Raw genomic sequence first — 24,694 nt, forward strand, 5'->3', positions numbered from 1 at the left:
CTGACCATGCGCCAGCGCCAATGGTGCGATCACCACACGGCCAACCGGCCCCAAAGGCCTACGTGCGGTCGCCGCAGAAGGCATCGGGGACTGCGCACCGGCCCCCTTCGCGCTATGCACCGTTGTTGCCGCCACCTGTCCGCTGCCGGCCCAGGAATGGTCGGGTCCGACCACCGACACCGTCTGTCGTGATGCCGTTGTGATCGTGGCCGGGGCCCGTTGGTCGGTGAACTGGTCAAGGCTGCCGGATTGGCTCACGGCATGAACCAGCCCTCCCACTGGCCTGGGAGCGTTCCGCCGCCAGCCCGGCGCCGTGCGTTGACTTCCGTCCGGCCCGGTTACGCACCGTTTAGCGGACCCACCGCCCCACCTGGTGCCCTATTCAACCTCCGGCGCCCCAAGGGCGCCGGCCAGTGCACTGTCTGCGCCACACGACTACCGAAGGCACCAGCTGCGGCCGGCTGCGGCGGCGCACCCCGGCCACCGGCTCAGTCAATGCAGCTCGTTCAACAGCCCACTGCGGGCCTCGTCTTACCGACGCCATATAGCCGACCTCAAGTGAGGAGCCCCCACCATGATCCCCCGTCCCGGCGAACTTCCAAGCGTGCAGGACGCACCGCACCTCTTGTTCGCCCACCAGCCCTACTTCCCGCCCCGAGGCCTGCGTGAGATCAACACCACCATCGTGGAGGCCGCCACCTTGCTCCACAGCCGGGTACGCCAGCCCGACGGCGACCGGATCCACCGCATCCTCAACAACGGCCACCGCGCCCCCAGGGAGATCGTGCCGCTGGCCACCCTCACTCACGAGCTCGACGGTGGTGCCGGCTGGCCGTCCGTCGGTGACTGGGAGCAGGTCACCCAGGACCTTCTCATCCTGAGCCGCTTCGGTACCTGCGACGCCATCCGGCTCGCTCTGCCTGCCATCGAACGGGCCTTGGTGTGCTCTGCACCCCACAGTGAAGTGGTGGCCTTCGACGCGACGACCGGAAAGCGGCTCACCTACGGGCCCACCGCGCGGGCCAGCGTCCTCGCTCAGCTCCAAACCCGCCTCGACCAGCGACCAGCGGAACACGCACACGATCCTGGGCCCGGCACCGGAGCCCAGCCCGAGAGGCCCCGGCCGTAACTCCTACCCCCTGTGCCACCCTATCGGGGCCCTACGACGCGCTGGGACCACCGCCCGGCCGGTGGCAGTGGCGCGATCGCAGAAGGGACCAGTCGATGACCGGAACAGATGATGTCCGTTCTACGGGTGCGGGAGAACCGGCTCGGCTCCCGGGTCCCAGGACCATCCCCGCAGGTGCGGGGAGCACGGCCGCCTTGATCGCGCGCGGTCGGATCTCCTTGGACCATCCCCGCGGGTGCGGGGAGCACACGAGCGGGATCACCGTGGAGACCCGGGCCCGGGGACCATCCCCGCGTGTGCGGGGAGCACCGAAGCACGATAGCTGTCACAAAGGCGGGGTAGGGACCATCCCCGCGTGTGCGGGGAGCACCCTCATCGACCTGCAGGTCTGACTGCCGGAAGCTGATGTCGAGCGCTTTCGCTGATTCGGTCATCACAGTCGTACGGGTCGAACGAGGGGTCGATCTTTGTATGTTGAGTATGCGTGATGCCGGAAGGCGCCGTACGTGCGGAGGCATGTTGGCGGGAACTGCTGCGCAGGCACCGGGGGAGTACAAGCGAGCGTAGGCCCTCCGGAGCGCGAGCGCACCCTTCACGCGTCACCCGATGGCCAGCCCTTGTAGGACCATCCCCGCAGGCGCGGGGAGCGCTACCGTCCCATCGTGAGCATGAAGCGCGGGTGGGGACCATCCCCGCGTGCGCGGGGAGCAGCAGGCGTTGTAGAGGCGCCACACGGCCATGACGGGACCATCCCCGCGCGTGCGGGGAACACTGGCACCGCCGCATACGCGTGAGCGACTGCACGGGACCACCCCCGCGGGTGCGGGGAGCAGTTTCCTCGACCTGCAGGCTTGTTACTGCCGGAAGCTAGTGCCGCGTCAGGCAACGTTAGCCCTGTTGTGGTGTGACGCGTCGCCCAGATATTTGGCCGGGTGACATGGGGCGGGCCACCTTCGTCGTGCAGCGATACAAGTACAGGCCCGCGCACTCGCCTGTTATGGCTTCATCGATGTCTAGCGCCAGCACTTGTCGACGGGTTCCGACAGCAGTTGGGGAACAGCCTGGCTGGCTTGTTGACGAGAAGGGATGGCACAGCCGGTTGCGCCCTACGCAACTATTCGCTTTGACTGGACGGGGGGCGTCCGTAGGGTGCGTCCATGGCAGACGAGAGTGAGCGGGCAGTTCAGGCGGCTATCGAGGCGGAGCTGCGGCTTCTCGATCCCGCCGTGCGCGCCACGCCAGCCTTGGTGTTGCAGCTTCTTGACCCCGACTTCACCGAGATCGGAGCGTCCGGCAGGCGCTGGGACACAACGTCGATTCTCACCGTGACGAGTGCCGTTTCAGTGGACCCGGAGTCTCCGGTCAAGGTCAGCGAGATGTCCGGGCGCGTACTCGCTCCGGGCCTCGTTCACCTGACGTACTTCGCGGACAACAACGGGCGCCGAGTATGGCGGAGCTCCCTGTGGCGTATGACCGGAACGGGCTGGCGCCTGTACTTCCACCAGGGCACTTTGGCGAGCTGAACGAGTGTGGTCCGCCAACCGTGGCTGGAGCCTCGGCGCGTGCTCGGCTTGCGAGGCGGCAGAAGTCGGAGGCAGTAGCCCTCATGCCTCAAATGCATCAACATCCTGCAGATCGGGGCGCCTTCCGAACCCATCGAGAGGTGACGTTACTACTGCTCGATAGAGCCACCTGTTAGATTCACCTTGAGTAACTCACCTTCCCGGTCCGGAGTTCGTATCCACCAGGGAGGCTTTTTCATGCCCGGAAGCAGATTGTCTCGGGCTGAAGTCGACCACCCTCACCACGGAGTCTCGTGCCAGACATCTCCCTGCGTCTCGCAGACCTTGCCGACAAGCCCACAACCGAACGCCTTTGGCTGATGTTCCGACATGACATGTCGGAGTTGGAGAGCGACCTGCCCGACCCTGACGGATCCTTCCAAGACGAATGGCTTCACATGGCCTTCTCCGAACCCGATCGGGCACCGTATCTCCTGACGAGCGGTGACCGGCCCATCGGGTTCGCGTTCGTCCGCGGTCTGATTGGTCCGACGCGTGTGATGAACAGCTTCTTCGTGGTGCGCGGGGCACGACGGGCGGGGACCGGGATGCACGCTGCTCAGGGCATCGTGGCCAGGCATCCGGGGCCGTGGGAGATCGCGTTCCAGGATGCCAACCCGGGCGCGGTGCAGTTCTGGCGTCGTGTCGCCACAGAGATCACCGGCGGCGCCTGGACCGAGGAGCGCAGACCGGTACCGAACCGGCCGGACCTGGCACCTGACGTCTGGATCTCGTTCAGTACCACGGCCGCATCAAGCAACGTTTGCCCTGTCGACGACGGCGCGTAGGCGCTTGTCGTCGACATGGCGGTTACACCAGGTGATGTAGCGGCGGATCGTGCTGCCCTGCTCCTTGTGGGTGGCGTGGTCGGTGCCGTCGAGGGTGAAGTAGCGCAGGGCCGTGAACTGCGCCTCTATGCGGTTGAGCCAGGAGCTGTTGGTCGGGGTGTAGGCGATCTCGACGTTGTTCGTGGCGGCCCAGGTGCCGACCCGCTGGCATTTTCTCGTGGTCAGGTGCGGGGAGAAGTTGTCGCAGACGATCGCGATGCGGGTTTCGGGTGGGTGGAGGGTTCGCAGGTAGCGGCAGAATTCCAGGAACTGCGTGCGCCTCTTGACCGGCTTGATGTGTCCGTAGAGCTTGTTCTTGGTCAGGTCCAGGGCGGCGAACAGGTGCCGTACTCCGCCGTAGCGGTTGTAGGTGGCCCGCCTCCTGCGGCGTGGTTCGCGGTCGGGGTCCTTGTGCTTGCCGGCGCGTTCGGCCCACTGCCTGCCCGGGTGGGGCATCAGGTTGAGCGGGCCGAACTCGTCTATGCAGAAGATGAATTCGGGCTCGTCGGCCTCGGGTATGACCTCGCCGTCGGCGATCGCGTAGAGAAGTTCGACGCGGGCTTTCTGACCGTAGTCGGGGTCGCGGGAGGTCTTCCAGGTCTTCAGGCGTTGAAAGGAGACGCCTTCCTCGCGGAGCAGGATGCGCAGGCCCTCGTGGCTGATGTCGTCGACCACCCCCTCCGCGACCAGGAAGTCCGCCAGTTTGGTCAGACTCCAGGCGGAAAACGGCAGGCCGTGCTCGGTGGGCCGGGACTTGGCGATCTTCTTGATCTCGCGCCGCTCGGGCAGCGTAAACGTCTTCGGACGGCCTCCCTTGTACTTGGGATAGAGGGAGTCGAAGCCGTCGTTGTTGAAGTTGTGGATCACGTCCCGGACCCGGTCCGCGCTGGTGAATGTCACTTCGGCAATCTTGGCCACGACCATGCCCTGTGCGGAAAGCAGCACCATCTGGGCCCGCCGCCAGGTCACCACCGATCCGGTGCCCCGGCGGATGATCCGCAGCAGCCGTCGGCCTTCGTCATCCTCGATCTCGCGTACATGTACTCGTTCTGCCACCTGAACAGGGTGACGTTCACACGCCGCCCGGCCCAGCACCCGGTCGGCGAGTCAAAGCACAACAGGGCAAACATTGCCTGCTAAGGCACTAAGTTTCGAGCACTTTCATCGATTCAGGCGTATCAGTCATACAGGTCGAACGAGGAGCGAGCGCTGGCACGTTGAGTATGCGTGATGCTTCAAAGTGCTGTTCGTGCGGAGGCGTGTTTGCGCAGAACTACTGCGAGGCTGGCCGGCGCCCCCACCCTGGCTGACCGAACGGCCCGCGCGTTGGGACCACCCCGCAGGCACGGGGAGCAGGGCGAGCCGGGATCACAGTCGGGGAGCGGCGGGGGGGGGGCCATCCCCGCGCGTGCGGGGAGCACCACTTCGATGTCCACGACGACGGCACCGTCACGGGACCATCCCCGCAGGTGGGGGGAGCAGTGCACGCCAAACGCGCGCGAACCCCGCCACGGCGGGACCATCCCGGCAGGTGCGGGGAGCAGCCGCTGGGTCTGGGGCGTAATCTGACCGGCATGGGATCATCCCCGCGCGTGCGGGGAGCAGGGGCCTGCTGTGAAAGCCCATCTCGCCGCCGCGGGACCATCCCCGCGCGTGCGGGGAGCAGCTGCCCACCGGATACGCGGTCAAGGGCGAAGCGGGACCATCCCCGCGCGTGCGGGGAGCAGTACCAAGATCGGTAAGGGGCTCCACTGTGATCGGGACCATCCCCGCGCGTGCGGGGAGCAGGACACCGACTTCCGCGCGCGCAGCGGCTGGCCGGGACCATCCCCGCGCGTGCGGGGAGCAGTCACCGGGGCGGGCAGCAGGTACAGGGCGCTGGGGACCATCCCCGCGCGTGCGGGGAGCAGGCCGTAGGGGTCGGCGCCCTGGTGGTGGTGGCGGGACCATCCCCGCGCGTGCGGGGAGCAGCAGGGCCCGGCCATCAGCTACTGACCCGGCCCGGGACCATCCCCGCGCGTGCGGGGAGCAGGGCTACGGAGCAGAGGACGAACCGCCTGTCGGGGGACCATCCCCGCGCGTGCGGGGAGCAGACTCCGTCAAGGATCACGTGGGATGAGTGTGAGGGACCATCCCCGCGCGTGCGGGGAGCAGGTGGATGCTCTTCCGCTCGCGCCAGTACTGGCGGGACCATCCCCGCGCGTGCGGGGAGCAGCCCTCCACCCGTCAGGGCAGAGGGGGCTTCCTGGGACCATCCCCGCGCGTGCGGGGAGCAGCCTTCCAGACCTAAAGCCCCAGGTCAGAGCCGGGGATCATCCCCGCGCGTGCGGGGAGCAGACTCCTCGACCTGCAGGTTTGTTACTGCCGAGAGCTGATGTCGAGCACTTTCGCTGATTCGGCCATAACGGTCATACGGGTCGAACGAGGAGTGGGCATCTGTATGTTGAGTATGCGTGATGCCGGAAGATGCTGTCCGCGCGGAGGTGTGTTTCCCTCGCAACTGCTGCGTGGTCGGCCTTCGGGGCGCACCCCGCAGGGGCGGGGAGCACGACTGCATCGCCGTACATGCAGAAATGAATTTGGGGCCATCCCCGCAGGCGCGGGGAGCATTCCGCCGACGTCCCGGTCGGCGGCACTGGCTGAGATCGTCCTTGGCCTGGCTGCGCCAGGGTGGTGCGGGTGCCGGGCGACAGGACCGGGGTAGCTCTCAGAGATGGCGAAGAAAACGAAGAAGACACGTGGGGCGTCGTCCAGGCTGACACGGGTGACGAAGCAGAGGCTGATCGATGGCTTACCCGGGCCCGGCGGAGTGCGGATCCGGTTCGCGAGGCCGCAGGAGGCAGCCAAGGTCACTGAACTACTGAAGGCGGCGTCCAACGACATGGAGACCGGCCACCTTGAAGCGCTCACCGAAGGAAGGTGCGGGACGTGGCTGCTGGACGGCCTCGCAGGCGCCCGTCTGATCGATCCCCTCGTGCGGGCGGCTGCGGGCGGTGGCTTGAAGGCAGCGGCGGCGGCGATGTCACTGCCGCTGGTCGCTCAGGACCGGGAGGGGCAGATCGTTGGAGCACTGCTGGCTGTACCGTCCGGCACGGTCATCTCCACAGTCACCCGCCTGCCAGGCCACGAGCAGCACGCCCTGCTCTCGGTGCTCAAGTACGGGAAGATCAAAGCGGTCGCGGTCAGCGAGGACGTCCGCGGCCAGGGAATTGGGGCAGCCCTGCTGAAGCGATGCGTTCAGTTGTACTGGCAGTTGGACTACATGCTGCTGTTCGGCGGGTTCGAGACCTCGCGCGCACTTGGGCCGTACTACACACGCCAGGGCTTCACCGTGCTGTGGCCCGGCCAGACCATCGACGTCGGCACCTTGCTGGCCGGTGTGCCGATCCAACTCGGTGCGGGCCCGGGCGAGACGCTCTTCTACCGGTGGCGCGGCCGCGTCAGCTGACGGGTGACGATCCCTCGGTGAGTGTTTGAGAACAGACCGGATCCACTGGCCCGAGTACCGGGAAATGCAACGTCGTTAGCCAGGCGATGCCTGGCGATCTGTCTCTGGGAGCTGGCACGATGAGCCCCCATGGATGATCAAGAAGCTGTCCAAGCCCATGCTCTCCGTGTGGTCACAGAGCTTTTTCCGCATGCCCTGGGCTCCATACTCGGAGGCTCTGCCGCTCAAGGACGCGCCACCCCGACCAGCGATCTGGATGTGGCCGTTCTCCTCCCCAACTCGGAGACCAGCCGCCGAAAGGTGATCCGACATGAGGGCCGCATCGTCGAGTTGTTCCTGAACACCCTCGCGGACGTGCCGGAATTCTTCGCATGGGACCGCGCCCGGCGTCGCGGAACCGTCCTCTTCGTCTATGCCCAGGGTCTACCTCTGTCTGATCCACACGGGCATGTTGCCGGTGCGCGTAAGCTGGCCCAAGACGTACTCGCCTCCGGGCCTCCTCCGCTCACCACAGCCGAGTGGGAACACGGTCGCTATGTTCTGACCTGTTTCCTGGACGACCTGGTCGATACTCCATCGGGTAACCGGTACGAACAGCTGTCCCTCGCTGACCAGGTGCTGCGTAAAGCAGCAGACCTGGTCACCGCCCACCACGGTGCCTGGACCGGTATCGGCAAATGGGTTCCCCGCCGGTTGCTGAGTGCGGACCCCGTTCTTGGTAAGGCCCTGTTGGACGGCCATCAGGTCGTAGCCGAGCGTGCCGACCCCCTGCCGTTGGCCACTGCGGTGAAGCAGGCGCTCGACCTGCTCGGTGGACCGTTGATGGAGGGATACTCCCACCGGTGGCGCGCCTGAGTTGATGACGACGTCAGTGGGCACTGGTCTTCCTTGACCAGTCAGCTCGGGGCTCCTTGCGGGTGAGTCGCCGGGTCATGAGGGTGATGAGTGCCCAGGTCAGGTGTGCTTCCGAGTTCTGAGGAAGGCGCTCGTAGTCCCTGACATTGCGGCGGGATTTCATGATCCAGCCCAGTGTCCGTTCGACTTTCCAGCGGCGGGGCAGGACGACGAATCCCTTCGAGCCGCGCGGTCGGGAGACGGTCTTGAGGGTCATGTGGAGGAAGTCCTCGGACCAGTTGATGAGCTGGCCGGCATAGGCGGAGTCGGCCCAGATCTGGGTGATCTGGGGCTGCATGATCCGGAGTCTCCAGAGGAGTTCGCGGGCCGCGTCGCGGTCGGTGGTGTCGGCGGGAGTCACCGTGATCATCACGGGGAGGCCGAGGGTGTCGACGGCGACGTGTCTCTTGCGTCCATTGATCTTCTTCCCGGGGTCGAAGCCGCGGGTGGCTTTGGAGACGGTCTCGGCGCCCTTGACCGACTGGGAGTCGACGATCAGCGTGACGGGCCAGGGGCACCGTCCCTGGCCCGTGCGGATCTGGCGGCGGAGCTGGTCGCGCAGGAACGCGACAACTCCGGCCCGGTTCCAGCGCCAGAAGTGGTAGTAAACGGTCTGCCAGGGCGGGTAATCGGCGGGCAGAGCACGCCACTTCACGCCGTTGTCGACGACATAGCGGATGGCGTCGACGATCTCGCGGCGGTGCCATTTCTCCGGCCTGCCGCCGGTCTTGGTCTGGCAGGCCGGGACGGGCAGCAGGACCTCGATGAGCGCCCACTCAGCGGTGGTGGTGTCGGAAGGGTAGCGGCGGCGTCGCGAAGCAGTCGGCATGGCGGTCTCGGGCAGGTGACGGGGCTATTTGATGAGTTGGGCCAGGGTCGCGCGGACGCCGGTGAGCTGGGCGGATGCCAGCTGTGCCCATTCGTCCTCGGGATAGCGGGCCAGGTGCGGGTCGAGGGTCCCCGTGATCATCCGGGCGAGTCGGCCCAGGAGGAGGCGGAACTGCTGTTTCTCGTATTCGATCCAGTCCGCGGGTTCGTCGGAGAAGAGGTAGCCGTCCTTGCGGCGCCAGATGATCGGGGTGAGGTGCTCGGCGGCGCCGACGTCGCGCAGGTGGCGCACTCCCCGCGCGACCTGCGACGGGCTGAGGCGGGTCGCGGCGACCAGCTGCTTGGTCTGCAGTCCGGCGGGTCTGGCCTCCATCAGCGCGACGCGGACCAGGTCGCCGTAGTGCTCGTTCAGCGGCCGGGTCTCCCGGCGGCGGGCCATGGCGCTACTCGCCCTTGAGGAGCTGGGCGAGCTGCTCGTCCAGGGTGAACTCACCGTTCTCCAGGGCGCCCTCCAGCCAGTCGGCCGCCGCCCTGACCTTGGAAATGCCGCGGCGGACGGTCTCTCGCTCGTCCTCGCTGAACTCCTGGCCCCGCAACCGGGGAACCAGCCGTCCCAGGGCGGCCACGTATTGGTGGCAGGAGCCGACCAGGTCGAGATACTCCATCGTGTGTTCGATCTTGCGGACCGCCGGGGTACGTTCGCGGATCTCCTCCCGGGTTTCGGCGGAGTTGTCGAACTGGGCCCGGTTGACCAGGAACCGGGCGGTGTCGTCCCGCATCGTCTTGCGCGCGACGTCCGGCCTGCGCAGCAGATCCGACGTCACCGTCGTGGCGACCTCGTCATCGCGGGTGAGCTCCTGGACGACGCGGACTCGCTCGGCCGGGGGCAGTTTCGCGGTGGTGGCCGGCCTGCGCAGCAGCTCGGTGGCGACCTGCGCCGCGACGTCGTCGTCCCTCGTGAGGTCGGTGACCGCCTGGACCTTCTCCTCGACCGAGACCGGCGTGTCGACACGTTGCCCGACCAGGCGTTTCGCCGCCGTCGTTCGTCCAACGGCGCTGGCCGGTGCGCTGGTTGAAGGGCGGGTCCTCGATCTGAGCCCGTCGCTCTTCGTCGTTGCTGATCGAGGCCAGGATGCGGTGGACGCTGAACGCGACGTCGTCCTTGCGTTTGTCCTTGGGCCAGCGTGAGGCGACCCACCGCCAGTCCTTGACCGTGGACGGCGCGACGCCGATGTCGTCCGCGAAGATCGCCAGTGACTCCTCGACGGTGAACAGGTCGTCGGTGCCGTTCGGCATCGAGCCGCCCACCGGCCTCATGGGCTCGATCTCCAGGGCCAGGTCCCCCAACGCAAACTGGGCCCGCCCGATCTGCGCGATCAGCTTCCGGGACTCGGCAACGATCTCTTCGTAACGCGACCGGGTGACGTTCCCGACTCGTTCTGACATGACGCCTCACCACCTCGCCCCCGGGCCGCCCGGCCACCAGAGGGCGGCCGATGAGTGAGGTTCCGGCCCAGGTCAAGGCCAGGATGAAGCGCTCATGACGGGCAGCGGCAGGCGCGGGCCGGGGGCGCCCGGGGCGCTCAAGGACATCGTTCCCGACCTCTGCGAAATCCCTGTGACAGACGGGGAGTTCGAGGCGTTCGGCTATGCCGTCACCGTGACGTCATTCCGTGACGCGCTTCTCCCGCCAGGCCCTCGTCCTGCACCGCGCAGAACAGAAGACCGCCGACCGCCGGTGTTCCACTCCCACCGTCCACCCGCGGCCACACACCGGACAGACGGCCCCGTCCCCACGTTGCATCGCAGCAACCCGCCGACGGGCCTGTTCCAGGACTCGCCACCGCCGTGACCTGCACCTACCCGAACAGAACACCGCTGCCGCCGACTTCGTCGGCGGCAGCGGAACCCCACACTCCCGGCAATACCGCCGAACCATCCCGCCAGACGCCACGGGCTCCATGGTCCAACCGCAGACGCCCCGCGACCAGGGATCTCAAACACTCACTCACCGCGCACCAGGTCGAAGTGCATGGGAAACAGACACCTCAGGAGCACGAGCTTTCCGGACACGGCAGGCTCGGCCGGTGCCAGATCATGACGCCCGGCCGGCTGCCGTGCGCGTCATCGAGGTCGAAGGAGTCGGCCGCGGTCAGCCGCTCGACGAATGTCTGGAAGTTCGTCGCCAGCGGGAGCTCCGTATCGGTGTCCACGTCGAACCACGTCACGGATGGGTCCCCGCGCTCTCCGCATGCCCGGTAGTCGAGAGCGATCCAGCAGTGACCATCACCGGAGAACGGAACCAGAGGAGATGGAAGACTCCACTCCTCGACCAAGTAGGGCGAATCCAGCAATGAAAGTCGGTCGTCGGGACGGCCGATGCCCATCATGTCGTCGAGCGGCACGTGGTTCTCGCTCCACGACGTCGGCACATCGGTCGGGAACGCGTTCCACAGTTCCGCCACCAGGCCGCCGTTTTGGACCCGCAGGATCTCAAGCAACGAGGCTGGCAGACGGACACCGAGTCGGCGCTCGGCATCCTGAACGACCACGTCGGTCAGCGGTGCCTGAACTCCGTACAGGCCATCGCCCCAGAACGTCGCCTTAACCTCATCAAACCGAGCCACGAACACATCCTATGGACCCCGCAGCCCGGCTTGACGATCTATAGGAGCTTCGGCAGCTTGTTCCCAGGAGCCATCCCACCGGGTGCGGGGAGCGCTTGTTGGTGTACTCGGTGAGGATCTGGAGCACGGGACCATCCTCTCAGGCGGCGCAGGAGCACGACATCAGTTCCATCTCGGACTCCGAGGACCAGGGGCCATCCCCCGCGGGTGCGGGGAGCACCACAAAGGAGATCCGGGGCCACGGGGAAAAGAGGGATCACCCCCGCGGGTGCGGGGAGCACTCCAGGCCGGTCTGGGAGTTCGAGACCGACTCGGGACCACCCCCGCGGGTGCGGGGAGCACCGGTCGATGTAGCCGTGGCGGGCGCGGAGCTCGGGACCACCCCCGCGGGTGCGGGGAGCACGTGGTCGCCTCTTTATTCGGACCCTTATCAGGGGGACCACCCCCGCGGGTGCGGGGAGCACCCTTCGGCCAGGCGCCCCAGCGGGTGGGGGACGGGACCACCCCCGCGGGTGCGGGGAGCACACTCATGGACCTGCAGGTTTCTTACTGCCGGGAGTGAATTTCGAGCAGTTTCGCTAATTCGGTCATAACTCCTGTATTGGGCGATTGGGCGGGTGGTCGAGCTTGCGGAAGGCCGGATACTACGCGGCACTGTGTGCTGGTGTCTGGATTCTCCTTGATCTGTTCGTACAGAGATGCGTTTTCTCCGTATCGGCTCCGTGGCCCCGGGTTTGCATGTATGCCTCTGGCATGACTGTTGAGAGTAAGTCGTCCCGGGTGGGGCTCGGGGGGCGGCTTGTGGGGCCGGTGCGTTCGGTGTGGGCCAAGCACGACCGGGATGCCGAGGGGTGGCTGCCCTTGTGGCGGCACATGGCTGACAGTGCGGCGGTGGCCGGGTTGTTGTGGGATGAGTGGCTGCCTGCGAATGTCCGGGGGCTGGTGGCGGAGGCGTTGCCGGGTGGGGCGGGGGATGGCCGGTGTCTGGTGATGTGGCTGGCGGCTGTGCATGACATAGGCAAGGCGACGCCGGCTTTTGCGTGTCAGGTTGATCAGTTGGCTGATGTGATGCGGGGTCAGGGCTTGCAGATGAAGACCCGCAGGCAGTATGGGGCTGATCGTGTGCTGGCTGCGCATGCGCGGGCGGGGCAGGTGCTGCTGGAGGAGTGGCTGGAGGAGCGGCATGGCTGGCCACCCCGGCAGAGCGGCCAGTTCGCGGTTGTTGTGGGTGGTCATCACGGGGTGCCGCCGGAGTACGGGCAGCTTAATGATCTTTATGACCGTCCTCATCTGCTGCGGACGCCGGGGGTGAGCGAGCCGCTGTGGCGGCGGGTGCAGGAGGAGCTTCTGGTCGCGTGTGCTCAGGAGTACGGCGTGGGGGAGCGGCTTGGCGTCTGGCGGGCGGTGCGGTTGTCGCAGCCGGTGCAGGTGCTGCTCACCGCCGTGGTGATCGTTGCCGACTGGATCGCCAGTAGCCCGGATCTTTTTCCGTATTTCCCGCAGGAAACCCGGAGCGGTGCGGAGCGCGTGGCTGCGGCTTGGCAGGGGTTGAGATTGCCTGCTGCGTGGCGGGCGGAGGAGCCGTGCGGGGGTGCGGGGGAGGTGGTCGCCGCGCGTTTTGATCTGCCGTCGGGGGCGAGTGCCAGGCCGGTGCAGGAGGCGACGGTCCGGTTGGCGCGGGAGATGCCTGCGCCGGGGCTGATGATCGTTGAGGCTCCGATGGGGGAGGGGAAGACGGAGGCCGCGCTTGCGGTCGCTGAGATTTTCGCGGCCCGCTCGGGTGCGGGCGGGGTGTTTTTCGCTCTGCCGACGATGGCGACGGGCAATGCGATGTTTCCCCGGCTGCTGGAGTGGCTCGGTCGGCTGCCCGCGCAGGGAGGCGGCACGCGCTCTGTGCTGCTCGCGCACTCCAAGGCCGCTCTCAACGATGACTACGCCGAGTTGCTGCGCAGTGGTCGGCAGAAAATTGTGGCGGTGGATGTGGACGGTGAGGCGGGGCGGTGGCGGCCTTCGGAGGCAGGGCGGTTTGCTTCGGCGGAACTGGTGGCTCATGCATGGCTGCGCGGGCGGAAGAAGGCGATGCTGTCCTCATTCGTGGCGGGGACGGTGGACCAGCTGCTGTTCGCCGGGCTCAAGAGCCGGCATCTGGCGTTGCGTCACCTGGCGGTCGCAGGGAAGGTCGTGGTGATCGACGAGGCGCATGCCTACGACACGTATATGAGTGTCTATCTGGATCGGGTGCTGGCGTGGCTGGGGGCTTACCGGGTGCCGGTGGTGGTGCTGTCCGCGACGCTGCCCTCGGGGCGTCGCCGTCAGCTCATGGAAGCCTATGCCGGGGCCGGGGCCGGGGCCGGGGCCGGTGATGAGGGTGCGGGTGCGGCGGACGCTTTCGAACGGGTGGCCGGTGCTGCCTCGTATCCGCTGCTGGCAGCGGTATCGCCGGGGCAGGCTCCGGTCGTCGAAGGGGCTGCTGCTGCGCTGCGGAGCGGCGAGGTTCATCTGGAACCGCTGGATGATGACCAGGAGTTGCTGGCCAGCCGACTGGCGGTTGAGCTGGAGGGCGGCGGCTGTGCCCTGGTGGTCCGTAACACGGTCCGGCGGGTCCTGGAGACCGCGCGGGTGCTGCGGGAGCGCTTCGGTGAACAGCACGTGACCGTCGCCCACTCGTGTTTTGTTGATGTGGACCGGGCGGCGAAGGACGCCGGTCTCCTCGCCCGGTTCGGGCCGCCGGAGAAAGCGGGCGGGCAGCGGCCGGCGGGGCCACACATCGTGGTCGCCAGCCAGGTCGCCGAGCAGTCCCTCGATGTCGATTTCGACCTGCTCGTCACGGACCTGTGTCCGGTCGATCTGATGCTGCAGAGGATGGGACGCCTGCACCGTCATAGGCGTGGTGCGGGACAGGCGGAGCGCCCCGAGCGGCTGCGGACCGCCCGGTGCCTGGTCACCGGTGTCGACTGGGGCGCTCCGGTGCCGGTGCCAGTGCGAGGGTCGGTCGCGGTGTACGGGGCGTATGCGCTGCTGCGTTCCGCGGCTGCCCTGCTGCCCCATCTGCAGGATTCACGACGGCCGGTGCGACTGCCCGGGGACATCAGCGTGCTGGTGCAGGGCGCGTATGCCGAAGGTCCTGCGGGGCCTGCCGCGTGGTCCGAGGCGATGGCGGTGGCGTGGGAGCGGCATGAGAAGCACCAGGCGGAGCAGGCAGAGCGGGCGCAGGTGTTCCGGCTGGGTGCGGTGGGGCCGCCAGGGCGGCCGCTGATCGGGTGGGTGGCGGCGGGTGTGGGGGATGCGGATGACACCCGGGCCGGGCGGGCGCAGGTCCGCGACAGCAAGGAGAGCCTGGAGGTGGTGGTCGTGCAGCGGCGCGCCGATGGGGCGCTGGCGACCCTGCCGTGGCTGGCCAAGGGCTTGGGAGGTTTGGAGTTGCCCACCGACCGGCCTCCCTCGGCGGCCGCGGCGCGGGCCGCGGCCAGTTGCGGGCTGCGGTTGCCGCTGCAGTTCTCGCGCCCTGAGGTCATGGACCGTGCGATCGCCGAGCTGGAGGAGCTGTACATACCGGCCTGGCAGGGCCGGGACAGTCATTGGCTGGCCGGCCAGCTGATTCTCGCGCTCGATGAGGATTGTCAGACCTCTCTGGCAGGCTTCGCACTCCGCTACAGCCCCACCGACGGACTCGAGGTGAGCAGTGACTGACTCCGGTGAACCTGGCGCCTTAGCACAGGCGTTGACGTACGACCTGGGCAGCCGGCCCTGGATTGCGGTGCTGGATATGGACGGCGTCCAGCAAGAGCTGTCGCTGCGTGAGGTGTTCGCCCGCGCCGGCCGCCTCCGTAGCCTGGTGGGGGATCTGCCCACTCAGGAATTCGCCCTGATGCGTCTGCTGCTCGCGGTGGCCCACGACGCACTGAAGGGCCCGCGCGACACCGAGCACTGGGCGCGGCTGTGGGCTGATGAGGACTGTTTCGCGCCGGTGGCCGCCTATCTTGACGCCCACCGTGAGCGGTTTGATCTGCTGCACCCGCGCACGCCGTTTTTCCAGGTCGCCCAGTTACGTACCGTCCGTGACGAGGTTTTCTCCCTCAACCGGATCGTTGCGGATGTTCCCAATGGGGAGCCGTTCTTCAGCTCCCGGATGCCGTCCGTCGAGCGGCTCGGCTTTGCCGAGGCGGCCCGCTGGGTCGTGCACGCGCACGCCTACGACACCTCGGGCATCAAGACGGGGATCGAGGGTGATACGCGGGCCAAGGGCGGCAAGGTGTATCCGCTGGGGGTCGGCTGGGCGGGGGCGCTCGGCGGGGTCTTCGCCGAGGGGAGGACGCTGCGCGAGACCTTGCTGCTGAATCTGGTGGCCGCCGACATGAGCGGCGTGCGCTCGGGTGCCGAGGATGTTCCGGCCTGGCGGCGTGAGCCGTGCGGTCCCGGCCCCTCGGGCCGTATCCGCCCGGCGGGCGTGCGGGAGCTGTACACCTGGCAGAGCCGTCGGCTGCGGCTGTGCTGTGACGCCGAGGGTGCCTACGGCGTCGTCCTGGGCTACGGCGATCCGCTGGCCGCGCAGAACATGCATGGTGCGGAGCCGATGACCGCTTGGCGCAGGAGCCTGGCCCAGGAGAAGAAGCGTGGCGAGGCTCTGGTGTATCTGCCGCGGCAGCACGATCCGGAGCGGGCGGCCTGGCGGGGTATCGAAGCGCTGGTCGTGGGGCGGGCCGAGGCGGCTCAGGGTGGTGAGGCCGCCAGTGTGCTGCGGCCGGGCGTCCTGGAATGGATCGCCCGGCTGGTGACGGAGAGGGAGCTGCCCCGCGGCTTTTTGATCCGGGCGCGTGTGGTGGGGGCGGTGTATGGCACGCAGCAGTCGGTGATCGACGAAGTCGTCGATGACCGGCTGGCGATGGCCGTGGTGCTACTGCACCAGCAGGACCGTGCGCTGGCCCGCCATGCCATCGACGCGGTGGGTGAGGCGGAGCGGGCGGTCACCGCGCTCGGTGATCTCGCCACGGATCTCGCCCGCGCGGCGGGCCGCGACAGCGACGGGCCCCGCTCGGCCGCCCGCGGCCTGGGCTTTGCCGCGTTGGACGGGCCCTACCGGCTGTGGCTGCGCGGCCTGGCCGCGGCCGCAGATCCTGACGCCCACCGCACCCGCTGGCAGCAAGACGCCTACCGGCACCTGTCGCGCCTGGCCGAACAGCTCATCAGCCAGGCGGGGAGCGCGGCGTGGGAGGGCCGCGTGGTCGCGACGAGTAAGGGCTCTCAGTGGCTCAACTCGGCGTCGGCCGACAAGTGGTTCCGCTTCCGCCTCAACACAGCGCTCAGCGATCCCTTCCCCCGTGACCGGCCGTCGCACGACGGCTCCGGGATGGGGCCCGACTCCTTGGCGAAGGAGCCCGCATGACCACCCCGACCACGAGCACCACCCCCGCGCAGCGGGTCAGCGCTCTCACCGGCAGTCTCATCATCCCCTTGCAACGGGGCTACTTGGGCGATGAGTCCTATGCGGTGGCGGCCCTGGCCCGGCTGCGCCGGGGCGCGGGCAAGGACGTCTCTCAGATGCCGGACTTGTGGGGGCTGGCCGACACCGGACCCCTTCACGGCCGGCCCGCAGAAGGCAGGCGGCCTTTGAGCGTGGATGAACTCGTGCGCGCCGAGGACGCGGTGTATGTGGCGCTCACCTTGTGGGCCCTGCATCAGCAGTCCCGCGGCACGGGCATGCACCGGCCCGGCTCGCGCACCGCGCCCAGGGCGCTCGGTGCCGCGGTGCGCCAGCTGATGCCGCCAGGGGAGATCGCCGAGCCCATCCGTAAGCGCTTCGTCCGGGCCGGCACCGCACCTGGCCTGACCGCCCTGGCCCAGCGCCTGCGCGAGCTCGTCCTGCTGCTGCGGGGTGCGGACATCCCCCTGGACTACGCCCTGCTGGCCGGGCAGCTCTACCGCTGGCAGGAGCCCGCCGGCCGCGAGGATGTACGCCGGATGTGGGGGCGCTCCTTCCACTCCTACCGGGCCCCCGACCAGGACGAGGCGGGCATCTCCGCCGCGGCCGACGACACCGACACCCTCACCGACTCCACGGACAAGGACGCCTCGTGAACCGCATCTTCCTCGACGTGCACGCGCTGCAGACGGTGCCGCCCAGCAACCTCAACCGGGACGACACCGGCGCACCGAAGTCAGCCGTCTACGGCGGGGTGCCCCGCGCCCGTGTCTCCAGCCAGGCCTGGAAGCGCGCCACTCGCACCTACTTCGGCCAGGAGCACCTGCTCGACCCGAGCGAACTCGGTGTCCGCACGAAGAAGGTCGCCGAGGTCCTCGCCGTCCGCATCACCGCCCTTGCTCCTGCACTGGAGGGCGCCATGGCTCTCCAGCTCGCCGCCGAGGTGATCCAGGCGGCCACCGGCTCCAAGATGGAGGTGCCCAAGCGGAAAGCGGATGCCGCCAAGGACGGCGGGCCAGAGGCGGCGCCGGAATCGAAGTACCTGATGTTTCTCAGCGCCCGGCAGCTCGACGGGCTTGCCGCGCTCGCCGTCGAGGGCGCGGCCGACATCAAGGCCTACCTCAAGGACAAGGACCACAAGGCGCGCGCGCGGGAGATCGCCGACACCCGGCACTCCGTCGACATCGCGCTGTTCGGCCGCATGGTGGCCGACTCCGCCGACTTCAACGTCGATGCCGCCGTCCAGGTCGCCCACGCCATCAGCGTGCACCGCGTCGAGCCCGAGTCGGACTACTACACGGCCGTGGACGATGAGAACACCGACGCCGAATCGGGCGCCGGAATGATCGGCACCATCGACTTCAACTCGGCCACCCTCTACCGCTACGCGGCGCTCAGCGTCCACCAGCTCGCCCAGAACCTTGGCGAGGGACTGCGCGAGGAGGAACCGCGTACCGCACCTGTGCGGCGCGCGGTCGAGGCGTTCGTGCAGAGCTTCCTGGAGTCCCTGCCGACCGGAAAGATCAACACGTTCGGGCACCACACCCTCCCCGACGCTGTGATCGTCAAACTGCGCACCACCCGGCCCATCAGCTACGTCGCCGCCTTCGAAGAACCCGTCACCACCCAAGGCGGGCACCTGCGCGCAGCGGTGACCCGCCTCACGGAGTACGCGGCGGACATCGAAGGCACCTACGGCGACGAGAAAACCACCCTGACGTGGGTGCTGCGGGTCGGCTCCCACACCGAACCACTCGCCGGCCTCGGCACCCAGGCCCACCGGCTCAGCGACCTAGTCGAAGCGGTCGGCCAGGCCGTCACCGAACGCCTGGACAAGCCCGCATGAGCGTTCTCCTCCTGCGGCTGGCCGGCCCCCTGCAAGCCTGGGGGGCATCAGCCCGCTTCGTGCGCCGCACCACCGAGCCCGCCCCCACCAAGAGCGGCGTCATCGGCATGCTCGCCGCCGCCACGGGCCTTCACCGCGACGACGACACCGGCCTGGCCCGCCTGGCCTCCTTACGCTTCGGCGTCCGCATCGACCAGCCGGGCACCCGCCTACGGGACTTCCACACCGCCCACCACGCGGTCACCGGCAAATCCATGCCGCTGTCCGAACGCTTCTACCTCGCCGACGCCGTCTTCGTCGCCGCCCTGGAAGGCGACCGCGCCCTCCTGGACGAACTCGACAGCGCCCTGCGCACCCCCGCCCACCCCCTCTTCCTCGGCCGGCGCTCCTGCCCGCCCTCCCTGCCCGTGGAACTCGCGACCCACGACATCTGCCTCTCCCAAGCCCTGCAGGAGGAACCGTGGCAGGCCACCGGCTGGTACCAGCGCCTGCGCCACAACGAGCCCACCGTCGCCCTGACCGTTCTGCGGGAGCCCGGGCCAGACGAACAGCACACAGAAACCTCGCGCGACCAGCCCCTCAGCTTCGCCGCCGCACACCGGCGCCACGCACTGCGCCCCGTTGTCAGCACCACCGTGGAGTTGCCCAACCCGCTGGCAGCAACAGCCCGCCGCGCACCGGCCGCCCGCCGCCCGGTGCCGCACCACGACCCGTTCGACGCCGTAACGGAGGAGGCCCTCTGATGTATCTGACCCGGTTCCGTGTGCACACCGCACGGCCTGGTGCCCGCCGCCTGCTCTCCTCACCGCAGTCGCTACACGCGGCGGTCATGGCCTCCTTCCCCCACCTGCTGCCCACCACCGCAGCCGGCGCAGGTGAAGAGCCCCGCGTGCTGTGGCGTCTGGACCACAACGCCAACGCCGAGGTCTTCCTCTACATCGTCAGCCCGGACCAACCCGACCTGACCCACCTCGTAGAGCAGGCCGGCTGGCCCGCCGCCCACAACCCGGACACCCCCGGCTGGCAGAGCCGCCCCTACACGCCCTTCCTCAACCGTCTTGCCACAGGCGACATCTGGCAGTTCAGGCTCACCGCCAACCCGGTACACCAAATCCGGCGCAAGGAAGGAGAACCCACCAAACGCACCGCACACCTCACCCCCGTCCACCAACAAGGCTGGCTCCTCGACCCCAACCGCCAAGAACGCGCAGGATTCCGCGTCCTGCAAAAACCGCCGGAGCAACAGCTGCTGCCCGACGGGACCACCCACCACAACCACCCCCACCACGGAGACCGCTACGAGCTGACCCTCCGCGACGAGCGCGCCCTGTCCTTCGCCAAAACGCGCCAAGACACGGAACCCGCCCACCGGGTGAAAGTCGTGACGGTCACCTTCGACGGACGCCTCGAAGTCACCGACGCCGACGCCCTGCGCCGCACCCTCACCCACGGGCTGGGCAAGGCCAAGGCCTACGGCTGCGGGCTCATGACCCTCGCCCCTGTCCCGATGCCTTCCGCGCCAGGGAAGTGAGGAGATGCCGACAGTCGGCAAGCGTCCCGCTCTCACCCCGCGCCACCTCACCCGCACCGGCGAGCGGGTCTCCTTCATCTACCTGGAACGCTGCACCATCCACCGCGACGCCAACGCCCTCACCGTCGAAGACGCCGACGGCACCACCCACATCCCCTCCGCCACCATCGCCACCCTCCTGCTCGGCCCCGGCACCCGCATCACTCACCAGGCGATGAGCGTTCTCGGCGAGACCGGAGCGGCCGTCGCCTGGGTAGGCGAGCACGGCGTGCGCTACTACGCCGGCGGCAGGGCCTTGAGCCGCTCAGCCGCCCTCCTCGAGGCCCAGGCCACCCAGTGGGCTAGCCGGCGCAGTCGCCTCGCTGTCGCACGCGCCATGTACCGGCTGCGCTTTCCCGATGAGGACCCAGACGGCCTGACCCGCCAGCAACTCCTGGGACGCGAAGGCGACCGCGTCAAAGACTGCTACCGCGCCCAGGCAGCCCGCACTGGCGTCCGCTGGCACGGCAGGAAATACACCCCAGGCGACTTCGGCAGCGGCGACCCGGTCAATCAAGGCATTACCGCCGCCGCCCAGTGCATGTACGGCATCGCCCACGCCGTCGTCGCCTCGCTCGGCTGCAGCCCCGGCCTCGGATTCGTCCACTCCGGGCACGAACTCTCCTTCGTCCTGGACATCGCAGACCTCTACAAGACAGAGATCGGCATCCCACTCGCCTTCGACGTCGCGGCCGAGGGCCCCGAGGACGTGGGCCCTCGAACCCGCCGCGGCCTGCGCGACCGCATCAACGAGACCAGACTTCTCGATCGTTGTGTCAACGACATCAAGTACCTACTGCTGCCCGATGGCCAGACTGCGGCCGATGACCAGGCCGGCGAACAGGACCGCGTCACTCTCCAGACCGACCAGGGCCACGAAGTGACAGCTGGAGTGAACTACGGCTCCACGCAGGTGCCTACGGACGCGGACGAGGCGGTCATCTGGTGACCGTCATCGTCCTCACCACCTGCCCGCCCGGACTCCGCGGATTCCTCACCCGCTGGCTTCTCGAAATCTCCGCAGGTGTCTTCATCGGCAACCCCTCGGCCCGCGTCCGCGACGTCTTGTGGAACGAGGTCCAGCAATACGCGGGCCAGGGCCGCGCTCTGCTAGCCCACACCACCAACAACGAACAGGGCTTCACTTTCCGCACCCATGACCACGCTTGGCACCCGACCGACCACGAGGGCCTGACTCTCATCTACCGCCCGAACAAACAACTTCCGCAAGCATCCGTCGCACCGAAGGCTGGCTGGAGCAACGCTGCAAAACGTCGCCGATTCGGTAGAGGGTGATTAATTTATGGGCGCTTTGTCGTTTTCATCCGATTCGAAGAAAGTGCTCCGAAACGGCTTTGCAGGCTGACAAAACAGCAGGTCGGGCAGTGTGCTCCCCGCACCCGCGGGGATGGTCCCAAGTGGTACGACGTCGGCGTGCTGCGGCACGAGTGCTCCCCGCACCCGCGGGGATGGTCCCAGGTTCGCCTCGGGGCCAGCGTCGAGGGTGCCGTGCTCCCCGCACCCGCGGGGATGGTCCCCGGCTCGCGAGATCTTCGGTCTGCCCCTCGTAGTGCTCCCCGCACCCGCGGGGATGGTCCCCGCTGGGCCAGGAGCTCGTAGACGGCCTGGACGTGCTCCCCGCACCCGCGGGGATGGTCCCTCGTGACGACTTGCGTCTCGTTTGGAGCAGTTGTGCTCCCCGCACCCGCGGGGATGGTCCCGTGTGCCGGGCCGCACAAACCGTCACCGACCCGTGCTCCCCGCACCCGCGGGGATGGTCCCAGCGTCGGCGAGGTCGGCCTCGTCTACGGCGTGTGCTCCCCGCACCCGCGGGGATGGTCCCGCCGCCCCCCCACACGAAGGGCGGGATGAGCGGTGCTCCCCGCACCCGCGGGGATGGTCCCACGGTCCTCGGCCCGGCCATCGCCCGCGAGGTGTGCTCCCCGCACCCGCGGGGATGGTCCCTGCTGCGACCGGCATGTCCGGCGCTGGATCTCGTGCTCCCCGCACCCGCGGGGATGGTCCCTGGGAGCGCACCTTTGTGGGAATCGCGTCCTTGTGCTCCCCGCACCCGCGGGGATGGTCCCGGCCGAGAGTCCTCGTGGCTCATCGACTTCGTGTGCTCCCCGCACCCGCGGGGATGGTCCCGGGCCCTCCCGCACCAACTCTCCGGCTCGGCGAAACGGGTCGAAACGCGGCGGCCGGCCGCCGCGGGAGCGGCACACCGTGGAGTCAACGCTCAGGTCCCACACGATCGCACCTACCGTATCGGCCAGGCACTGGAGGTGGCTGAGGATCCGGTGCCAGATGCCCTCCCGCTGCCATCGGCGGAACAGATCGTAGATCCGGCCCCACGGCCCGTACTCGACAGGCACGTCCCGCCACGGAACACCGGTCCGTGCCCGAAACCGTATGCCGTTGATCAGCTGCCGCCGCGACCAGACCGGCGGCCGTCCCGCCTTCGTCCCCTTCGGTAACAGCGGCTCCAGCACCGCCTACTGTTCGTCCGTGAGATCTCCCCGTGCCACGAACCGTGATCATTCATCACTCAAGATCCACTTTCGACACACGGCCTAGGTGTGCTGTTCGGGCACGTTGGTGACGCGAGTGTGGTCTTGCATGGGTGAGGGCCTTCTGGTTTCGGTGGTGACTGCGACATCTACCGCCGATGCAGGAGGCCCTCATGTGCCACCGTAACGCGCCGCTCACTCCCACCGGCAGGATGCGCCTGGCCTGGTGCATCGTGGAGGACGGCTGGCCGCTGCGGCGGGCCGCCGAGCGGTTCCAGGTCAGTCACACCACCGCCAAACGCTGGGCCGACCGATACCGCCTCCAAGGTTGGAGGGGCATGTACGACCGCTCCAGCCGCCCGCACCACTCACCGGCCAAGACGCCGGCCGGTGTCGAGGAACAGGTGGCACGACTACGCCAGGAACATCGCATCGGCCCCCAACGGATCGCAGTCCGCAGCCACATCGCCGCCTCGACCGTTCACCGCATCCTGCGTGACCATCACCTCCCGCCGCTGGCCACGCTGGACCGGGCCACCGGCCGGCCCGTCCGCCGCTACGAACGCATCCGGCCCGGTGAACTGCTCCACATCGACGTCAAGAAGCTGGGCCGCATCCCCGACGGCGGCGGCCACCGAGTGCTGGGACGGGCCGCGGGCCGCAAGAACCGCGACAGGGCCGGACTGGCCTTCCTGCATACGGCGTTGGACGATCACTCCCGGCTCGCCTACACCGAAGACCTGCCCGACGAGAAGGCGGCCACCTGCGCGGGCTTCCTGCAGCGGGCCGCCGCCTGGTTCGCCGGCCACGGCATCACCGTCGAACGAGTGCTGACCGACAATGCCTGGGCCTACACGAAAACCACCTGGCACGAGACCTGCCGGCGGCTGGGCATCCAGCCACGCTGGACACGGCTCTGGCGTCCGCAGACCAATGGCAAGGTCGAACGCTTCCACCGCACCCTGCTCGATGAATGGGCCTACCACCAGCCCTACACCAGCGATGCCGAACGCCAAGCAGCGTTTACTGACTGGCTCGACTGGTACAACTACCACCGACCCCACACCGGAATCAGCGGCCAAACCCCAGCCAGCCGCGTCACCAACGTGTCAGAACAACACACCTAGGGCGGGGCCTGTGCCGGCCTCAGCACGCAGGCCCAGACGCACAGCACCTTGAAGGAGCGGTTCAGGTTGCGTGGCTCGATGGGCGTGCCGTTCTTGGTGGTGAAGACCAGGCTGTGGCCGCTGCCTTCCAGGCGTGGCCTGCGGCCATCCTGTCGGTGAGTTGATTCTCTGACCCGGACCGACGGATACCGTGGGGGTATGCACAACGACCACCACGATCTCTCCTGGATCGGCGAGCACGCCTACGCCGACACGCCGTCTCGCGACACACCAGGTATGCGTGACGGGATTTCGTTGACCGCGATACGCGGCATTGACACGTCCGCGTGGCTCGACCGCCTAGGCGCTGTCACGACCGGGATGCCGGCCGCGTACCGGGACTACACCATCCCGGACCACGTCGAAGGGTCGCTCGCCATGGTCGGAACCAGTGGCGACTGGTCCTTTGTTCTGGAGGACGGGGACGCGGCCACAGTGTTCCTGTCCCAGTTCGACAACGATGACGTTTTGTCCCGTGAAGGAGAGGAGATGGTGTGCGTGACGCTCAACCGCCACGATGCGCCTGCCATGATCCTCTACTCCTCTCCGGCCGATGACCGGATGGCATGGTCGGCTGATTTCGGCACGGCCTTCCTGGACGGATACTCCGCGCTTCCCGAAGACACCGCGGCCCGCCTGTCCGTTCTTGACGACAGGCTTGCTGCTTGCGGTGCCGTCCATGCCCGGCTCGCTCCTCCGGCCCGTCCGTGGTCGGAGATGGGCCTGTCGGACTGGGCGCCGGCCGTGTATCGGGCTGTCGGCTGCCTGTTCGGAATCCGGATCGACCGGGAGGACGTCGAACAGGGACAGCTGCCCGCGGTGGTATTGCCGGAGCCCGTGTAGACGCGACCAGGACACAAAGAGGGGA

General features: G+C 68.1%; 20 protein-coding genes, 2 pseudogenes and 3 CRISPR repeat arrays. Of the genes and pseudogenes, 15 read left to right on the top strand and 7 right to left on the bottom strand.

Annotated elements, in window-relative coordinates; all coding sequences use genetic code 11:
• Nucleotides 1-604 precede the first annotated feature (604 nt).
• The 3 genes from AB0H82_RS10740 to AB0H82_RS10750 all read left to right on the top strand — a co-directional run bounded on the left by AB0H82_RS10740 (nt 605) and on the right by AB0H82_RS10750 (nt 3,479).
• A complete protein-coding gene (locus AB0H82_RS10740; protein ID WP_362991007.1) occupies nt 605-1,129 on the top strand; it encodes a hypothetical protein in 525 nt (174 codons plus the stop codon).
• Nucleotides 1,130-2,286: 1,157 nt separating this feature from the next.
• Entirely contained in the window at nt 2,287-2,652 is a 366-nt protein-coding gene (locus AB0H82_RS10745; protein WP_362991009.1) for a DUF4440 domain-containing protein, read from the top strand.
• Between the two features lie 293 nt (nt 2,653-2,945).
• Nucleotides 2,946-3,479, top strand: a complete 534-nt coding sequence (locus AB0H82_RS10750) for a GNAT family N-acetyltransferase (RefSeq protein WP_362991011.1) — start codon at nt 2,946-2,948, stop codon at nt 3,477-3,479.
• On the opposite strand, the gene AB0H82_RS10755 is transcribed toward AB0H82_RS10750, so the two are convergent.
• Nucleotides 3,444-4,574 (bottom strand): IS630 family transposase, encoded by a 1,131-nt coding sequence (locus AB0H82_RS10755; protein WP_362991013.1) that lies wholly within the window; start codon nt 4,572-4,574, stop codon nt 3,444-3,446. The two genes, AB0H82_RS10750 and AB0H82_RS10755, sit on opposite strands and share 36 nt — an antisense overlap.
• Before the next feature lie 271 nt (nt 4,575-4,845).
• Nucleotides 4,846-5,855: direct repeats of the CRISPR family, unit length 29 nt; unit sequence GGGACCATCCCCGCGCGTGCGGGGAGCAG.
• Nucleotides 5,856-6,282: 427 nt separating this feature from the next.
• On the opposite strand from AB0H82_RS10755, the gene AB0H82_RS10760 reads away from it, so the two are divergent.
• Both AB0H82_RS10760 and AB0H82_RS10765 read left to right on the top strand, forming a co-directional pair.
• Nucleotides 6,283-6,966 carry a GNAT family N-acetyltransferase gene (locus AB0H82_RS10760; RefSeq protein WP_362991015.1) on the top strand — a complete coding sequence of 228 codons (684 nt, stop codon included), beginning with the start codon at nt 6,283-6,285 and terminating at the stop codon, nt 6,964-6,966.
• A gap of 129 nt (nt 6,967-7,095) precedes the next feature.
• Nucleotides 7,096-7,821, top strand: a complete 726-nt coding sequence (locus AB0H82_RS10765; protein ID WP_362991017.1) for a nucleotidyltransferase domain-containing protein — start codon at nt 7,096-7,098, stop codon at nt 7,819-7,821.
• 13 nt (nt 7,822-7,834) lie between these two features.
• Here AB0H82_RS10765 and AB0H82_RS10770 read toward each other — a convergent pair whose 3' ends face one another.
• From AB0H82_RS10770 to AB0H82_RS10790, 5 genes and pseudogenes are all read right to left on the bottom strand, one after another.
• On the bottom strand, nt 7,835-8,689 hold the full coding sequence (locus tag AB0H82_RS10770) for an IS5 family transposase (RefSeq protein WP_362991019.1): 855 nt from the start codon (nt 8,687-8,689) through the stop codon (nt 7,835-7,837).
• A gap of 24 nt (nt 8,690-8,713) precedes the next feature.
• On the bottom strand, nt 8,714-9,127 hold the full coding sequence (locus AB0H82_RS10775; RefSeq protein ID WP_362991021.1) for a hypothetical protein: 414 nt from the start codon (nt 9,125-9,127) through the stop codon (nt 8,714-8,716).
• Nucleotides 9,128-9,131: 4 nt separating this feature from the next.
• Complete coding sequence (locus AB0H82_RS10780; RefSeq protein WP_362991152.1) at nt 9,132-9,713, bottom strand: DUF6192 family protein; 582 nt, start codon at nt 9,711-9,713, stop codon at nt 9,132-9,134.
• Nucleotides 9,714-9,783: 70 nt separating this feature from the next.
• A pseudogene (locus tag AB0H82_RS10785) lies at nt 9,784-10,134 on the bottom strand (DUF6192 family protein); the annotation flags it as partial.
• Between the two features lie 602 nt (nt 10,135-10,736).
• Nucleotides 10,737-11,315, bottom strand: a complete 579-nt coding sequence (locus AB0H82_RS10790) for an SMI1/KNR4 family protein (protein WP_362991023.1) — start codon at nt 11,313-11,315, stop codon at nt 10,737-10,739.
• Between the two features lie 191 nt (nt 11,316-11,506).
• A CRISPR array of direct repeats spans nt 11,507-11,840; the repeat unit is 29 nt; unit sequence GGGACCACCCCCGCGGGTGCGGGGAGCAC.
• A gap of 228 nt (nt 11,841-12,068) precedes the next feature.
• On the opposite strand from AB0H82_RS10790, the gene cas3 reads away from it, so the two are divergent.
• The 8 genes from cas3 to cas2e all read left to right on the top strand — a co-directional run bounded on the left by cas3 (nt 12,069) and on the right by cas2e (nt 21,446).
• Nucleotides 12,069-15,005: a CRISPR-associated helicase Cas3' gene (gene cas3, locus AB0H82_RS10795; protein ID WP_362991025.1), complete on the top strand. Its 2,937-nt coding sequence runs from the start codon at nt 12,069-12,071 to the stop codon at nt 15,003-15,005.
• Between the two features lie 76 nt (nt 15,006-15,081).
• Nucleotides 15,082-16,698, top strand: coding sequence for a type I-E CRISPR-associated protein Cse1/CasA (gene casA / locus AB0H82_RS10800; RefSeq protein WP_362991154.1), 1,617 nt, complete (start codon nt 15,082-15,084; stop codon nt 16,696-16,698).
• On the top strand, nt 16,695-17,390 hold the full coding sequence (casB, locus tag AB0H82_RS10805) for a type I-E CRISPR-associated protein Cse2/CasB (protein WP_362991027.1): 696 nt from the start codon (nt 16,695-16,697) through the stop codon (nt 17,388-17,390). The genes casA and casB overlap by 4 nt, the downstream gene beginning before the upstream one ends.
• Complete coding sequence (gene cas7e, locus AB0H82_RS10810) at nt 17,387-18,580, top strand: type I-E CRISPR-associated protein Cas7/Cse4/CasC (protein WP_362991029.1); 1,194 nt, start codon at nt 17,387-17,389, stop codon at nt 18,578-18,580. Before casB ends, cas7e begins: the two co-directional genes overlap by 4 nt.
• Nucleotides 18,577-19,323 carry a type I-E CRISPR-associated protein Cas5/CasD gene (gene cas5e / locus AB0H82_RS10815; RefSeq protein WP_362991031.1) on the top strand — a complete coding sequence of 249 codons (747 nt, stop codon included), beginning with the start codon at nt 18,577-18,579 and terminating at the stop codon, nt 19,321-19,323. The genes cas7e and cas5e overlap by 4 nt, the downstream gene beginning before the upstream one ends.
• Nucleotides 19,323-20,111: a type I-E CRISPR-associated protein Cas6/Cse3/CasE gene (gene cas6e / locus AB0H82_RS10820; RefSeq protein WP_362991033.1), complete on the top strand. Its 789-nt coding sequence runs from the start codon at nt 19,323-19,325 to the stop codon at nt 20,109-20,111. The genes cas5e and cas6e overlap by 1 nt, the downstream gene beginning before the upstream one ends.
• Nucleotides 20,112-20,115: 4 nt before the next feature.
• Nucleotides 20,116-21,099, top strand: coding sequence for a type I-E CRISPR-associated endonuclease Cas1e (cas1e, locus tag AB0H82_RS10825; protein WP_362991035.1), 984 nt, complete (start codon nt 20,116-20,118; stop codon nt 21,097-21,099).
• A complete protein-coding gene (cas2e, locus tag AB0H82_RS10830) occupies nt 21,096-21,446 on the top strand; it encodes a type I-E CRISPR-associated endoribonuclease Cas2e (protein WP_362991037.1) in 351 nt (116 codons plus the stop codon). The genes cas1e and cas2e overlap by 4 nt, the downstream gene beginning before the upstream one ends.
• 91 nt (nt 21,447-21,537) lie before the next feature.
• A CRISPR array of direct repeats spans nt 21,538-22,298; the repeat unit is 29 nt; unit sequence GTGCTCCCCGCACCCGCGGGGATGGTCCC.
• 158 nt (nt 22,299-22,456) lie between these two features.
• On the opposite strand, the pseudogene AB0H82_RS10835 reads toward cas2e, so the two are convergent.
• Nucleotides 22,457-22,642 (bottom strand): annotated as a pseudogene (locus AB0H82_RS10835) (transposase); the annotation flags it as partial.
• 191 nt (nt 22,643-22,833) lie between these two features.
• Between AB0H82_RS10835 and AB0H82_RS10840 the strand changes: the two are divergent.
• Nucleotides 22,834-23,787 (top strand): IS481 family transposase, encoded by a 954-nt coding sequence (locus AB0H82_RS10840; protein ID WP_362991039.1) that lies wholly within the window; start codon nt 22,834-22,836, stop codon nt 23,785-23,787.
• A 198-nt stretch (nt 23,788-23,985) separates the two neighbouring features.
• A complete protein-coding gene (locus AB0H82_RS10845; protein ID WP_362991041.1) occupies nt 23,986-24,669 on the top strand; it encodes a hypothetical protein in 684 nt (227 codons plus the stop codon).
• Nucleotides 24,670-24,694: the final 25 nt, after the last annotated feature.

This window comes from Streptomyces sp. NPDC050732 (assembly GCF_040654255.1).
Taxonomy (GTDB): Bacteria; Actinomycetota; Actinomycetes; order Streptomycetales; family Streptomycetaceae; genus Streptomyces.